Here is a 13,349-nt window from a genome sequence, read left to right as displayed (position 1 = left end):
GGCACACGAGACCTCGGGTGCAGCAAGCACCCGGTCTTCCCTGCGCCCTCTAAATGAGAGAGGGCAAAGAGATGCAAACCTCGGGCGATGAGCGTCGCGAGATCGCGAAACTATATCCACGTCATTGCGAGGAGCGAAGCGACGCGGCAATCCATCTATCCCCGCGTTGAGGCGTGGATTGCTTCGCTTCAATGACGCGGAAAGACCGCCGTCCTCGTAGGATGGGTAGAGCGAAGCGAAACCCATCGCCACGCGCACCGGCGTTGAAGCATTGATGGGTATCGCTTCGCTCCACCCATCCTACAGGAGCTAATTATTGCGAGCGCAGAGACTACGAAGCGACAGTGCTACGCCAGAAATCCCCCGCCAGCACGCGCCAGCGGAACAGCGGCGAATCCGGCGGCGGCGACAGGTCCGGCGTCCAGCCGGTGATCTTCTCCAGCGCGTAGGTATCCATCAGCGTCCCGCGCCAGACGCGCTCGACCCGCTCCAGCGGCTGCCGCTTCGCGGTCGTCAGATCCCACAGCGGCAGGCGATGGTCCGGCTCGCGCCCGACATAGAGGCCGGGGTGATCCTTGATCAGGTCGATGCCGGGATCGCGAAAGCCCTGAAACCTGCCGCGCTCGTTGATCTGGACGACCGGCACCTGCCCGTTGAAATGCCAGCGCAGCATCGCATAGGTGCGATAGTCCGATGTTGCGATCCAGGTCGCGCCGGTCGCCCGCAACTGCTCGCGCGCGCGCGCCGCGACCTGTTCAAAGCCCGCTTCGATGCCGGCCGGATCGGTCCGGCCGATCCAGTTCCAGGGCGCCGCCACGTAATAGAAGAACACGCCGACCACGAAGGCGATGCCCGAGATGACCGCCACTCTCGCCCACCAGAACGTCGACTTGATCATGCGTTCCGAAGCACCCTCGCGTCGCAGCATGACCAGGTTGATGGCGGTCGCGGCAAAGCCGGCCGGCCACAGGAACATCGGCCAGGTGTCCCCGACGCGCAGCGTCAGCGACTTCCAGAGAAAATAGAAGAACGGCACCAGCACGGCGGTCGAGAGCAGGATCGCAACCGGTTCGCGCGTGCGATAGCCGCGCCAGGCCGTCAGCGTCACGCCGAACAGCACCACCGGCAGCAGCACGAAGCCAACGAGACCGAACTGCATGCCGATGAATTCGCCGACGGTGCGGAGCGAGAACTGGCGGTCCGCGACCGCGCGCACCGCCTGGAAACGGAACGAGGCCCAATCGTGCTGCGCATTCCAGATCAGGACCGGCGAAAACACGATCACCGCGATCAGCGCCGCCCGCCACGGATACGAGCTCAGCAGCCAGCGCCGCCGCCAGTCCGGCACCAGCACGAAGGCGATCACCGCCGGCAGCAGCATGATTGCGGTGAATTTCGACAGCAGCGCAAGCCCTGCGAACAGGCCCGCGGCAAGCCACCAGCGCGGGTTGCCGCTCTCGTTAAGCCGCACCAGCGACCACAGCATCGCAACCGCAAACGGGATCATCGCGGTGTCGGGCGCGACCTTTGCCATCAACAGCCCGTAATACAGCGCCGCTTCCGGCAACAGCAGCGCGAAGACGACGGCGCGCATGTCATGCGTCACGCGGCGGACGATGTCGGCGAGCAGGAGCTGCGTGACCAGCATCGCAACGATGCCGCCGAACCGCACGCCGACGAGGGTGTCGCCGAAGATCGCGGTGCCGAACCGGATCGACCAGGCAATGCCGGGCGGATGATCGAGGAAGGAGAGCACGCTCTCCTTCGACCAGGTCCAGTAGTAGGCTTCGTCGGTCCGCAGATCGAGCATCCCGGCATAGACCAGCCGCATCGCCGTCATCGCCGCGATCAGCAACGCCACGGCAAGCCAGGACTTTGCAAGCCATGGCGGCGCGGCGGAACTGGCTCCGGGCTTATCGGGTGGGGCGATCGTCACGGCGCTTTCTCCTCGACTGCGCCGGGAGTGTCAACGCGCCGCCGAAAAAAGATCTCTCCGTCGTCCCTGCGAAAGCAGGGACCCATAACCACCGATCGTGATAACGAGAACCGCCTGGGCCACAGCGCTATTGTTCGGCAGCGGCGCATGGGTCCATGCTTCCGCAGGGACGACGGTAGATGGTGTTCACCGATGGAATAAAGCACTAGTATCGCCGATATAGCCAATATGGATCGCATGGCCGCCCTTTCCCGAGACCAGATCACGACCTCCCTCCGCGGCATCAGCCTGCGGCAGATCCGTCTCGCCACCGGCGTGATCCTGTTCGCCTATCTCGTCAGCCATTTCCTCAACCACGCGCTCGGCAATATCTCGCTGGAGGCGCTGGAGAGCGGCGTCCAGATCCACATGGCGTTCTGGCAATTCCTGCCGGTCACGATCCTGTTCTACGCAGCATGCGTGGTGCATACCGCGCTCGGCATCTGGGCGCTGTATGAACGCCGGCAATTCCGCTGGAAGGCGATCGAGCCGCTTCAGCTTGCGCTCGGCCTCAGCATCCCGATGATGATCATCGCTCATGTCATCGGCATCAGGCTCGGCCAGACGCTTTACGGACATGAAAGGCACTATCCGCAGATACTGTTCCTGTACTGGATCTGGGCGCCGTGGCGGATCCCGATGATGTTCGCGGTGATGACCATCGCCTGGGTCCATGGCTGCATCGGGTTATATCTGTGGCTGCGGATGCGGGCATTCTTCAAGCGCCCCGCCCCGTTCCTGCTCGCCGCGGCGGTGCTGATCCCGACGCTCTCCATGCTCGGCTTCTATCAGAGCGGACGCATGGTGATCGACAGTGACAGCACCGAATGGCGGGCGGAAACCCAGTCGGAACGCCAGATCGGCACGCGGGCGGAGGCGCAGACGCTCGATCGCATCACCGACTATTTCCTGTTCGGCTATTTCGGCCTGATCGGCATCGCGCTGGTGGCACGCGGCGTCCGCGCCGTCAACGAACGCCGCCGCGGCATGATCAACCTCTCCTACGGCAACGGCCGCACCGTGCGGGTACCGAAGGGGCTGAGCGTACTCGAGGCCAGCCTGCGCAACAACGTGCCGCATGCCAGCGTGTGCGGCGGCCGCGCCCGCTGCTCGACCTGCCGCATCCGCATTATCGGCGACTGCAGCGGGCTGCCGGAGCCTTCGCAGCGCGAGGCCTTCGTGCTCGGCCGGGTCGGCACGTCGGATCCGTCCATCCGCCTCGCCTGCCAGTTACGGCCGCCGGCCGACCTGTCGTTCTTCCAGCTCTTCCTGCCGCATACGATATCCGCCGACGGCCATGACTCGCACCCGACGCGGATCGGGCAGGAGCGCTATCTCGTCAGCCTGTTCGTGGACATGCGCGGCTCGACGCAGCTGGCGGAGAAGCGACTGCCGTTCGACACCGTGTTCATCGTCAACCGTTTCCTTGGCGCGGTATCGCAGGCGGTGCTCGAGAGCGGCGGCATGCCGAACCAGTTCGTCGGCGACGGCATGCTGGCGCTGTTCGGGCTTTCGACCAGCCGGCAGAACGCCTGCCGCCAGGCCTTGCGCGCGGCGGCGATGATCGCCGCCAACGTCGACGCGCTGAACAAGTTTCTCGAACATGACCTGCGCGAGCCAATCCGCTTCGGCATCGGCATCAATGGCGGCGAAGTCATCGTCGGCGACATCGGCTATCGCGACCACATGGTGTTCACCGCGCTCGGCGATCCCGTCAATGTCGCCGCGCGATTGCAGGACATGACCAAGAGCCTGGCATGCGAGGCCGTCATCTCCGATGAAGTGCGCGCAACGGCCGGACTAGCCGCCGATGCGCTGCCGCACCATGACGTCGAGATTCGCGGACGCAACGAAACGATGATCGTGCGCACCGTGGAAGACGCGCGCATATTGTCGGCGCTGGTTGACGAACAGCAAAGCGCGGCAGCGTGAAAACGCTTTGGTTATAGCGGTTCGAAGCGTGTGTGATGTTTTTCACACCTGAATAATCGTTCAGAAAATTGTCGGCGAACGCAGGCCGTAAATCTCGAACCCGCTCTCTCAAGCACACGACAGATTGGCGATGGGTAAGACTGAAACTTAAACCCGCGCCAAGACAAAACGTCGACCGCGCACATTTGAAAGAGAACGACCATGCTTCGCAAAGTGACCCTCGCCCTTGTTGCCGCCGCTTCCCTGAGCGCCGTTGCGCTGGCTCCCAGCACCGCTTCGGCGGGCGGGTTCTGGCCGCATCATCATCACCACCACCACTTCGGCCACGGCCATGGCCATGGCATCAGCATCGGCCTGATCGGTGGCGGCTATGGCTATGAAGGCTGCTACGTCACCCGCCGGGTGATGACGCCGTTCGGCTTCCGCTGGCGGACCGTTAACGTCTGCTATTGATTGATCTAGATCAATGCGTTGGCCCCGGTCGCAGCTTGCGGCCGGGGTCTTCCGTGCACGATGCGCCACGCCATGCCTGGGGCCAAGCGCAAGAATGACCTGGCGCGCAGCGAGTCAGGTCAATCGACCGATTTGGGAATCCTCGCTGTCCGGCTACGTCAAATGAGGAGGAAACCGGAAAAACAGCCTAAATCGGCCGCGAATGGGGGCTTTTTCGCCGAATCGGCCGGTCCGTTTGCGCTACCCAGCCCGCCCTAACCCGCGTATCCTGATGCTGCGGGCATGCCGGTTAGTGCGGGGACCGGCGGCTCGTATATTTTTTTGATTCCGCGGAGACGACGTGAATGGCTAAGGGTACGGTGAAGTGGTTCAATCCGACAAAGGGTTATGGATTTATCCAGCCCTCGAGCGGCGGCAAGGACGTGTTCGTTCATATTTCGGCAGTTGAGAAAGCTGGGCTTTCGACGCTCAATGAAGGGCAGACCGTCGAATACGAAGAGATCGCCAACCGCGGCAAGACTTCGGCCGAGAACCTCAAGGTTTAGCGCGCAGGCGCAATCGGCAACGGCACGCTCTCGGACCTAAATCCGGGAGTTGGGCTTAAAAAACTTCTCGAAAACTGTGAGCGTTCGGCGGAGCGGGCACCGCTTCCGCGCGCGCAATGGTCAGACTGTTGCGCCAAAACCGGCCGCTCAATCTTCCGTAACCCACCTCTCGACCGTCATCACGTCCGGTGGCTGCAGATAGCCGCGCGGCCAGAGATCGACGACCCATTCGACCTTGGTGGCGCGATCGACCAGCACTGCGGTGTTGTGCGGCGTCTGCAATACCAGCGTATTGCCGCGATATTTCGGATCACCGATCGCGTGGTGCTTCAACAGCCCCCACTCCCGCAGCACCAGGAGCAGGCTGGTGGTGTTGCGCGTGGTGTCCCAGCAATCGTAATTGTGCTTGTCGTCGAAGTAGCGGAAATCCGCCTTCGCCACGCGCTTGTTGGTGCCGAGGATCGGCCCCATGCGGCGGTCGAACCATATCACGGCCTTCTGCACGGCCGCGCGTTCGGCGACGGCCGAGGCGCGGCCCGCGGCCATGATCTGGGTCAGCGCGCCGCGGTCACCGGCGGTGAAATCGAGGATCTCGCGGCGGCGGCAGACGAAGCCGTAGCAGACGGTCATGGAGGTAGCGGAAGGCGGATAGATTGAGACCGAGCTGTAGAGGTTGGCGACCTCGGCACTCATCTCGACCGCTCTCGCCGACGGCGCTGCAAACAGCGCGGCGACAGCGACGATCGCAGCCGCAACGCCCTGGCGCGTGAGGCTTCCCAGTGTCGGCAGAGCGGCGTCTCTCATCATTCCGCAGTTCCCAAGCGACAGCGTTCGTGACGCTTAGCGCGGCTCCCGCGCACTGCCAACCAGCAAGGCTGCGATCTGGGGACCGCGCCGCGGAAATTCCGCCCGCTGTGTTGTCCGCGCGCCAGTTGTTCCGCTCCGGGGATCGGAGAGGCGGCGCTAGCCGACCGGCAGCGGTGCGTCGCGCTTGACCTCTTCCATCACGGCGTAGGTTCGCGTCTCCCGCACGCCCGGCAGCGCCAGCAGGCTCTCGCCCAGGAACCGGCGGTAGGCCGTCATGTCGGCGACCCGGGCCTTGACCAGATAGTCGAAGCCGCCCGCCACCATGTGACACTCCAGCACTTCCGGCGCGGTCTGCACCGCCTTGGCAAACCGCTCGAAGACATCGGGCGTGGTCTTGTCGAGCATCACCTCGACGAACACGAGCAAGCCCAAGCCTAACCGATGCGGATTGAGCCGGGCACCGTAGCCTTCGACAAAGCCGTCGCGCTGCAGCCGCTTCAGCCGCTCGCCGATCGACGTTGGCGAGAGCCCGATCCGCTCGGCCAGCTCCACATTGGCGATGCGGCCATCCGCTTGAAGAATTGAGAGAATTTTGCGGTCTATCTTGTCAATATCAGTCATTTATCCGGCCAATAAACGCATCTACCGCACTATCTAAGGACAAATGTCGAATTTGTCTATCGAACTACGGTTGAGGCGGCAGTAAACTTGCAGAACTAGCCCAAGAGAATCGCATGTCGATCCATCCGCCAATCCCGCCGCCCTTCAGCACGCCCTACGCGCCAGATGATCGCGCCATGGCCACCGGCCTGCTCCGAACCGCGCGGCTGGACGCGGCACGAGAGGGGCGGATCGACCGCGTGGCGAGAGGGCTGATCGAAGCGATCAGGGCCAATGACGATCCGCTCGGCGGGGTCGAGGACATGCTGCGCGAGTTCGCGCTCTCGACCAAGGAGGGACTGGCGCTGATGGTGCTGGCGGAAGCGCTGTTGCGCGTGCCGGATGCCCGCACCGCCGACCAGTTCATCGAGGACAAGCTCGCCCAGGGTGACTTCGTCCACCACGAGACGAGGTCGAGCGCGTTTCTGGTCAACGCCTCGGCGTGGGCGCTCGGTATGTCGGCCCGCGTGATCCAGCCCGGCGAGACGCCGCAGGGGACCATCGGCCGGCTCACCAAGCGGCTGGGCGCACCGGCGGTGCGGGCGGCGACGCGGCAGGCGATGCGGCTGATGGGCAATCATTTCGTGCTCGGCGAGACCATCGACGCGGCGCTGTCGCGCGCTCAGCCGCATTCGTCGCGCCCTCAACGTTACTCCTTCGACATGCTCGGCGAAGGCGCGCGCACTGCCGACGACGCCACGCGCTATTTCAATTCCTATTCGAGCGCGATCGAGGCGATCGGCCGCACGGCCGGTGATCGTCCCCTGCCCGACCGGCCCGGCATCTCGGTCAAGCTCTCGGCGCTGCATCCACGCTTCGAAGCGGTGAGCCGCGCACGCGTGATGAACGAGCTGGTGCCGCGCCTGGTCGATCTTGCCCGGCGAGCCAAATCCCATGACCTCAATTTCACTGTAGATGCCGAGGAAGCGGATCGGCTCGAATTGTCGCTCGACGTGATCGCGGCAGCGTTCGCCGATCCCTCGCTTGCAGGCTGGAACGGGTTCGGGCTGGCGGTCCAGGCCTATCAGAAGCGCGCCGCCGACGTGATCGATTACGTCGACCGTCTCGCGCGCAGCCTCGACCGCAAAATGATGGTGCGGCTGGTCAAGGGCGCCTATTGGGACACCGAGATCAAGCGCGCGCAAGAACGCGGCCTCGACGGCTATCCCGTATTCACCCGCAAGGCGATGACCGACCTGAATTACCTCGCCTGTGCAAAACAATTGCTGGCGCTGCGGCCGCGGATATTTCCTCAATTCGCCACCCATAACGCACTCACTGTCGCAACCATCCTCGAACTGGCAACGGAGCAAGGCGGCTTCGAATTTCAGCGCCTGCACGGCATGGGCGAAGCCCTCTACGCAAAGCTTGGCGAAGACCGGCCCGATATTGCCCATCGCACCTACGCGCCGGTCGGCAGTCATCGCGACCTTCTCGCCTATCTGGTGCGGCGACTGTTGGAGAATGGCGCCAACTCGTCGTTTGTCGCGCTCGCCGCCGACGAGACTATCCCGGTGCCGCAATTGCTGCGGCGTCCGGCCGACATCATCGGCCGTGCCGACAATGCGGGCCATCCGAACATTCCCCTGCCGCGCGATCTCTATGGGCCCAGCCGAAAAAACTCTCGCGGGATCGAATTCGGCGAACGCGCGGCGCTGGAGCAACTGGTCTCGGCCATCGCTGCCGCACCATTGCCTGCGACGGGAAGCATCGCTGACGCAACCGAGAGCGAAGCCAATGCGGCCATACTGGCAGCGCGGAACGGCTTCAGGCATTGGGCCAGAACGCCGGCCGAAACACGCGCGGCCGCACTGGAAAAGGCCGCCGACTTGCTGGAACGGCGCGCGCCGAACTTCGTCGCGCTACTGCAACGCGAGGGCGGCAAGACACTGGACGATTCGATATCGGAAGTCCGCGAGGCCGTCGACTTCTGCCGCTACTATGCGGCCCGAGGGCGCGAACTGTTCGGCGAAGGCAAGGCGATGCCGGGACCGACGGGCGAAAGCAATATGCTCTGCCTGCGCGGCCGCGGCGTCTTCATCGCGATATCGCCGTGGAATTTTCCGCTGGCGATCTTCCTGGGTCAGGTCACCGCGGCATTGATGGCGGGTAATGCGGTCGTTGCGAAGCCGGCCGAGCAGACGCCGCTGATTGCGGCCGAGGCTGTGCGGCTGTTGCATGAAGCCGGCGTGCCGACGTCAGCGCTGCATCTGGTGGCAAGCGACGGCCGGATCGGCGGCGTGCTGGTGGCGCATCCCGACATCGCCGGTGTCGTCTTCACCGGATCGACCGAAGTCGCGCGCACCATCAACCGCGCGCTCGCCGCCAAGGACGGGCCGATCGTGCCGTTGATCGCCGAAACCGGCGGCATCAATGCCATGATCGTCGACGCCACTGCGCTGCCCGAACAGGTCGCCGACGACGTCGTGACCTCGGCGTTCCGCTCCGCCGGCCAGCGCTGCTCGGCGCTGCGGCTGTTGTACCTGCAGGATGACGTCGCCGATCGCATGATCGAGATGATCGCCGGCGCGGCGCGCGAACTTGTCATCGGCGATCCCGCGGATCCCGCCACGCATGTCGGCCCGGTGATCGACGCCGAGGCCAAGCAGCGGCTGGATGCGCATATCGAGCGCATGAAGAAGGAAGCAAAGGTGCACTTCGCTGGTCACGCACCACAAGGCAATTACGTCGCGCCTCATATCTTCGAATTGTCCGATGCCGGCCGGCTCACGGAAGAAGTGTTCGGCCCGGTGCTGCATGTGGTGCGCTACCGCGCCGACCGGTTGGACCAGGTGCTGCACGCGGTCGAAGGCTCGGGCTATGGGCTCACGCTCGGCATTCACTCCCGGATCGACGACACGGTGGAGGACGTCATCGACGCCGTTCAAGTCGGCAACATCTACGTCAACCGCAACATGATCGGCGCCGTGGTCGGCGTGCAGCCGTTCGGCGGTCACGGGCTATCCGGCACGGGTCCGAAGGCCGGCGGGCCGCATTATCTGGCGCGTTTTGCAACCGAACAGACAGTGACCATCAATACCGCCGCAGCCGGCGGAAATGCAGCGCTGATGTCTGGCGGCGAGTAGTTGCATCGCCCACCCGAGATGGGTCAAATGGCCGCCGAATGCCAGCTTTCGCTGGCGGTAATTCCGACCCACGAAAAACAATCAGACAAGCCACACGGAGCGGCGCCACGATGGATAAGGGTATTTTCGAAGGCCTCAAGGTTCTGGACTGCGCGAGTTTCATCGCAGCCCCTGCGGCCGCCACCGTGCTGTCGGATTTCGGCGCCGACGTCATCAAGATCGAGCCGCCCGGCGCAGGCGATCCCTACCGCAACCTGCCGAATTTGCCGGGCTACCCGCATAGCGAGCATAATTTCGCGTGGATGCTGGAAGCCCGCAACAAGCGTAGCCTCGCGCTCGATCTCTCCAAGCCCGAGGGCCAGGCCGTGCTGCATCGTCTCGCCGCCCAGGCCGACGTCTTCATCACCAATTATCCGCCACAGGTGCGCGAGCGGCTCGGCATCACCCATGAGCATCTGGCGCCCCACAACGAACGGCTGATCTATGCGTCCTTCACCGGCTATGGCGAAAAGGGCGAGGAAGCCAACAAGCCCGGCTTCGACTCCAACGCCTATTGGGCGCGCTCCGGCCTGATGGACCTGGTGCGCGCGGATGAACACACCACGCCGGCGCGTTCGATCGCCGGCATGGGCGACCACCCGTGCGCCATGGCGTTCTACGGCGCGATCGTCACCGCGCTCTACAAGCGCGAGCGCACCGGCAAGGGCTCGCATGTCAGCTCCAACCTGATGGCCAACGGCATCTGGGCGGCTTCGGTGCTGGCGCAAGCCAAGCTGGTCGGCGCGAAATTCGGCGAGCGCCGTCCGCGCGAGCGCGCGCTGAACGCCGTGACCAACCATTACCAGTGCAAGGACGGCCGCTGGCTGATCCTCTCGCTGCTCAATGAGGACCGGCAATGGCCGACGCTGGCGCGTTGCCTCGGCCGCGAGGATCTCATCACTGATCCGCGCTTCGAGACCAAGAAGGACCGCCATGCCCGCTCGCTCGAACTGATCAAGATCTTCGACGAGACCTTTGCGACCAAGGACCTCGCCGAATGGCGCAAGATTCTCGACGGCAACGGCCTCGTATTCGGCGTGGTCGGCATTCTCGATGACATCCCGAACGACAGGCAGATGATCGAAAACGAGGTGCTGGTGCCGTTCGAGAACGACACCATGCTGACGATCTCCAGCCCGATCTGGGTGGATGGCAGCAAGAAGGTTCAGCCGCGCAAGCCGCCCGGCATTGGCGAGCACAGCGACGAGATCCTGCGTAACGCGGGGTATGACGAAGCGACGATCGGCCAATTGCGCGCGGCCGGCGCGGTGGCCTGAGGTAACGACCATGCCCAGCTATCGCCTGCATTACTTCCCGGAGTCCGGAAACAGCTACAAGCTCGCGCTGATGCTCACATTGTGCGGGCAAAAGTTTGAGCCGGTCTGGACCGATTTCGGCGGCGGCGTCACGCGCACGCCGGAGTGGCGGCGCGACGTCAACGAGATGGGCGAAATCCCGGTGCTGGAAGAGGACGGCGTCCGCCTCACCCAGACCGCACCGATCCTGCTCAAGCTGGCAAAGCAGTTCGGCCGGTTCGGCGGTGAGACCGAGCAGGAGCAGTTCGAACTGCTGCGCTGGCTGTTCTGGGACAACCACAAGCTCACCGGCTATATGGCGACCTATCGCTATTTCCGCACCTTCACGCCGTCGCCGGACGAGCATGTGCTGAAACATTTCCGCCGGCGCCTCGATGATTTCCTGTCGATCCTCGAACAGCACCTGCAGAAGAATGCCTTCGCCATCGGCGAACGGCCGACGGTGGCCGACATTTCGATGATGGCCTATTTGCATTATCCCGCTGACGAGACCGGGTATGATTGGGCTGTGAGCCATCCCGCAATCAACGCCTGGCTCGGGCGGATGGCGCAATTGCCCGGCTGGAAGTCGGCCTATGATCTGTTGCCCGGCAAGCGCCTGACGCATTACGCCAAGTAACCGATCAAGTGAGCGCGCGTAACTAGCGGCTTTTGATGAAGCACATGCCGATGCGCGAGGTCTTGCCGGCGGCCTGACAGGTCAGGCCCTCGGCGCAGGTCCAGTCGCGAAAACTCGCGTCATTGTTGCTGGCCGGTTTGCCCTGCACATAGCAGTGCGCGCCCCAGCCATCCTGATAATTGGTGCCGGCGAGTTCGGTGCTGCCGCGCAATTGCGGACGGCTGGCAAAGCCGCGCGAGTAGTCCGGCTCTTTGCCGTCGCGCAGCGCGGTGAGAATATCGCGGCGACGGATCTGATCGCCGAAGAAATGCGGGGATCCCGGCACCACGGTCGAGTTCGACGGTTTATCCGTCATCCAGTCGACGCCGGGGAAATGAAAGCCGCCGATGCCGCGCGTCTGGTGGCAACCCGAACAGGTCACGTCATTGAGCCGCCGCTCGAACCCGGCGAGCGAGCGGATGTTCTGCAGCTTCGCGCCGCCTTCCGTGGCCTTCCTAAGCGCAGCCACAACGTCGGCCTCGCTGAACACGGCGCCCTCTCCTTGCACCAGCCCGAACTCGGGCTCCAGCTCCGATGGGTCGAACCCGACCGGTGTCGGCGCAATCGCGCCTTGAGCGAGGAATTTCTCCGGGATCAGCACGGTGCCGCGATCGAACGCGACGAGGTTGGCTGGATCGAGCAGCCATGCCCTGAACTCGCGCTTGAGGCCATCGTCCGCCAGAAGACGTGCACGGTCGATCTGGTTTTCCATCGGCGCTTCGGCAAAGATGCGCGCGTTCCGATCGTAGCGAAACACCTTCAGGAGATAATCGGTGCGGAAATCGCGGACGGCTGATTTCGGCGCGTGCGCGATCTGCAGATTGGTCTCGATGCGATCGATATTCTCGTGGCGGATCAGGTCTGTCGCGGCGAGCGGCGCGGCGAGCCAGCGACCGGCGATGTCAGAACAGGTGATCGCCTCGCCATCCCCCCTCGCCTTCAGCACCACGTTCAGCGTCATCGGCAGCCGCGGCGGCGAAGCCGTGTCGCCGGCTGCCTTGTTCACCCGTGTCAGGCGGTAGATCAGGCGGATCTCGCCGCAGCTTGCCTCCGCGGCGTAAGTGCGGTCCATGCGGTTGACGATGCCGGCCAGTGCGAACCGCGTCTCCGCTGAATAAAGCAGCACGCGGTCGAACAATTGGAAATCAAAACCCTCGCCGACGCCGATCGTCTCCTTCGGCAAGCTCGCGCCGTGCCGCGCGATATAGCGATCGAACTCGCCATCGATCGCTTGCCGGACTGGCGCCATCGACGGCACGGCGAACAATTCGCTATTGGTGAGCGGCGTATCCGCCGACCGCTCGGACAGCAGCACGCGATCGAGACGGAATTTTCCGCCATCGAGTTGACGCAGCGTCGCGGGGTCGGTGACGGCGGTGCCACGTTCCAGGACAGCATCTTGTGCCGCACACGCTGGCGAGACGCCGCACAGCAGAAATAGGACGATGGCAAGAAATCGTGGTGCGCGGCTCATGTCCCAACTAACACCGCGCAAAGAGGTCTATTCAAGGAAAAAGGCGCTTCACGTCGCCGTGAAACGCCTTGCTGTTCGCGTCTCGTCCCGTCAGCGCGCGACGATCAGACCCTTGCTGGTCACAACCACCCAGCGGCCGTCCTGCCTGCGAATGGCATCGACCCGGCCGAGGCCGGGCACGGGATCGCCGGCATAGACCTCATACATGCCGCGGCGGCTCTCGATCAGGGCGCTGCCGTTGGCAACGTCACGCAACACCCAGCCTTCGACGGTCGGCAGCCGGGCGACTTCGGGCTTGGCCGGGGCGGCAGGTGCTGACGGTGGAGCTGCGGCAGCAACCTGTTGCGGCACCGAGCCGGTCACGTCCTTCGCGGCAGCCGCGGCGGCAGCCGCGGCGGCAGGCG

The 13,349-nt window shown here is 64.1% G+C and carries 10 protein-coding genes and 1 pseudogene; 6 read left to right on the top strand and 5 right to left on the bottom strand.

Features of this window, described 5'->3' with window-relative positions; all coding sequences use genetic code 11:
* Positions 1-331 precede the first annotated feature (331 nt).
* Complete coding sequence (locus CQ14_RS08745; RefSeq protein WP_057857549.1) at positions 332-1,840, bottom strand: glycosyltransferase family 39 protein; 1,509 nt, start codon at positions 1,838-1,840, stop codon at positions 332-334.
* Positions 1,841-2,173: 333 nt separating this feature from the next.
* Here CQ14_RS08745 and CQ14_RS08740 point away from each other — a divergent pair, with 333 nt between their 5' ends.
* The 3 genes from CQ14_RS08740 (at position 2,174) to CQ14_RS08730 (ending at position 4,905) form a co-directional block, all read left to right on the top strand.
* Positions 2,174-3,907, top strand: a complete 1,734-nt coding sequence (locus tag CQ14_RS08740) for an adenylate/guanylate cyclase domain-containing protein (RefSeq protein ID WP_057857548.1) — start codon at positions 2,174-2,176, stop codon at positions 3,905-3,907.
* Positions 3,908-4,108: 201 nt separating this feature from the next.
* A complete protein-coding gene (locus CQ14_RS08735) occupies positions 4,109-4,360 on the top strand; it encodes a hypothetical protein (RefSeq protein ID WP_057857507.1) in 252 nt (83 codons plus the stop codon).
* 344 nt (positions 4,361-4,704) lie between these two features.
* Entirely contained in the window at positions 4,705-4,905 is a 201-nt protein-coding gene (locus tag CQ14_RS08730; protein ID WP_028351035.1) for a cold-shock protein, read from the top strand.
* A gap of 147 nt (positions 4,906-5,052) precedes the next feature.
* Here CQ14_RS08730 and CQ14_RS08725 read toward each other — a convergent pair whose 3' ends face one another.
* Entirely contained in the window at positions 5,053-5,709 is a 657-nt protein-coding gene (locus CQ14_RS08725) for a hypothetical protein (protein ID WP_057857547.1), read from the bottom strand.
* A 159-nt stretch (positions 5,710-5,868) separates the two neighbouring features.
* Entirely contained in the window at positions 5,869-6,333 is a 465-nt protein-coding gene (locus CQ14_RS08720; protein ID WP_057857506.1) for an Lrp/AsnC ligand binding domain-containing protein, read from the bottom strand.
* 113 nt (positions 6,334-6,446) lie between these two features.
* On the opposite strand from CQ14_RS08720, the gene putA reads away from it, so the two are divergent.
* The 3 genes from putA to CQ14_RS08705 all read left to right on the top strand — a co-directional run bounded on the left by putA (position 6,447) and on the right by CQ14_RS08705 (position 11,432).
* Positions 6,447-9,458 carry a bifunctional proline dehydrogenase/L-glutamate gamma-semialdehyde dehydrogenase PutA gene (gene putA, locus CQ14_RS08715; RefSeq protein ID WP_057857505.1) on the top strand — a complete coding sequence of 1,004 codons (3,012 nt, stop codon included), beginning with the start codon at positions 6,447-6,449 and terminating at the stop codon, positions 9,456-9,458.
* 110 nt (positions 9,459-9,568) lie between these two features.
* The gene (locus CQ14_RS08710; RefSeq protein WP_057857504.1) at positions 9,569-10,774 is read left to right on the top strand and encodes a CaiB/BaiF CoA transferase family protein; all 1,206 of its coding nucleotides are present in this window, start codon (positions 9,569-9,571) and stop codon (positions 10,772-10,774) included.
* Positions 10,775-10,784: 10 nt separating this feature from the next.
* Positions 10,785-11,432 carry a glutathione S-transferase family protein gene (locus tag CQ14_RS08705; protein WP_057857546.1) on the top strand — a complete coding sequence of 216 codons (648 nt, stop codon included), beginning with the start codon at positions 10,785-10,787 and terminating at the stop codon, positions 11,430-11,432.
* 22 nt (positions 11,433-11,454) lie between these two features.
* Here CQ14_RS08705 and CQ14_RS08700 read toward each other — a convergent pair whose 3' ends face one another.
* Complete coding sequence (locus CQ14_RS08700) at positions 11,455-12,945, bottom strand: hypothetical protein (protein ID WP_057857503.1); 1,491 nt, start codon at positions 12,943-12,945, stop codon at positions 11,455-11,457.
* A gap of 90 nt (positions 12,946-13,035) precedes the next feature.
* Positions 13,036-13,349, bottom strand: a pseudogene (locus CQ14_RS08695) (hypothetical protein); the annotation flags it as partial.

The organism is Bradyrhizobium lablabi (assembly GCF_001440475.1).
Classification (GTDB): Bacteria; Pseudomonadota; Alphaproteobacteria; order Rhizobiales; family Xanthobacteraceae; genus Bradyrhizobium; species Bradyrhizobium lablabi.
This window is presented reverse-complemented; position numbering and strand designations above follow the sequence as displayed.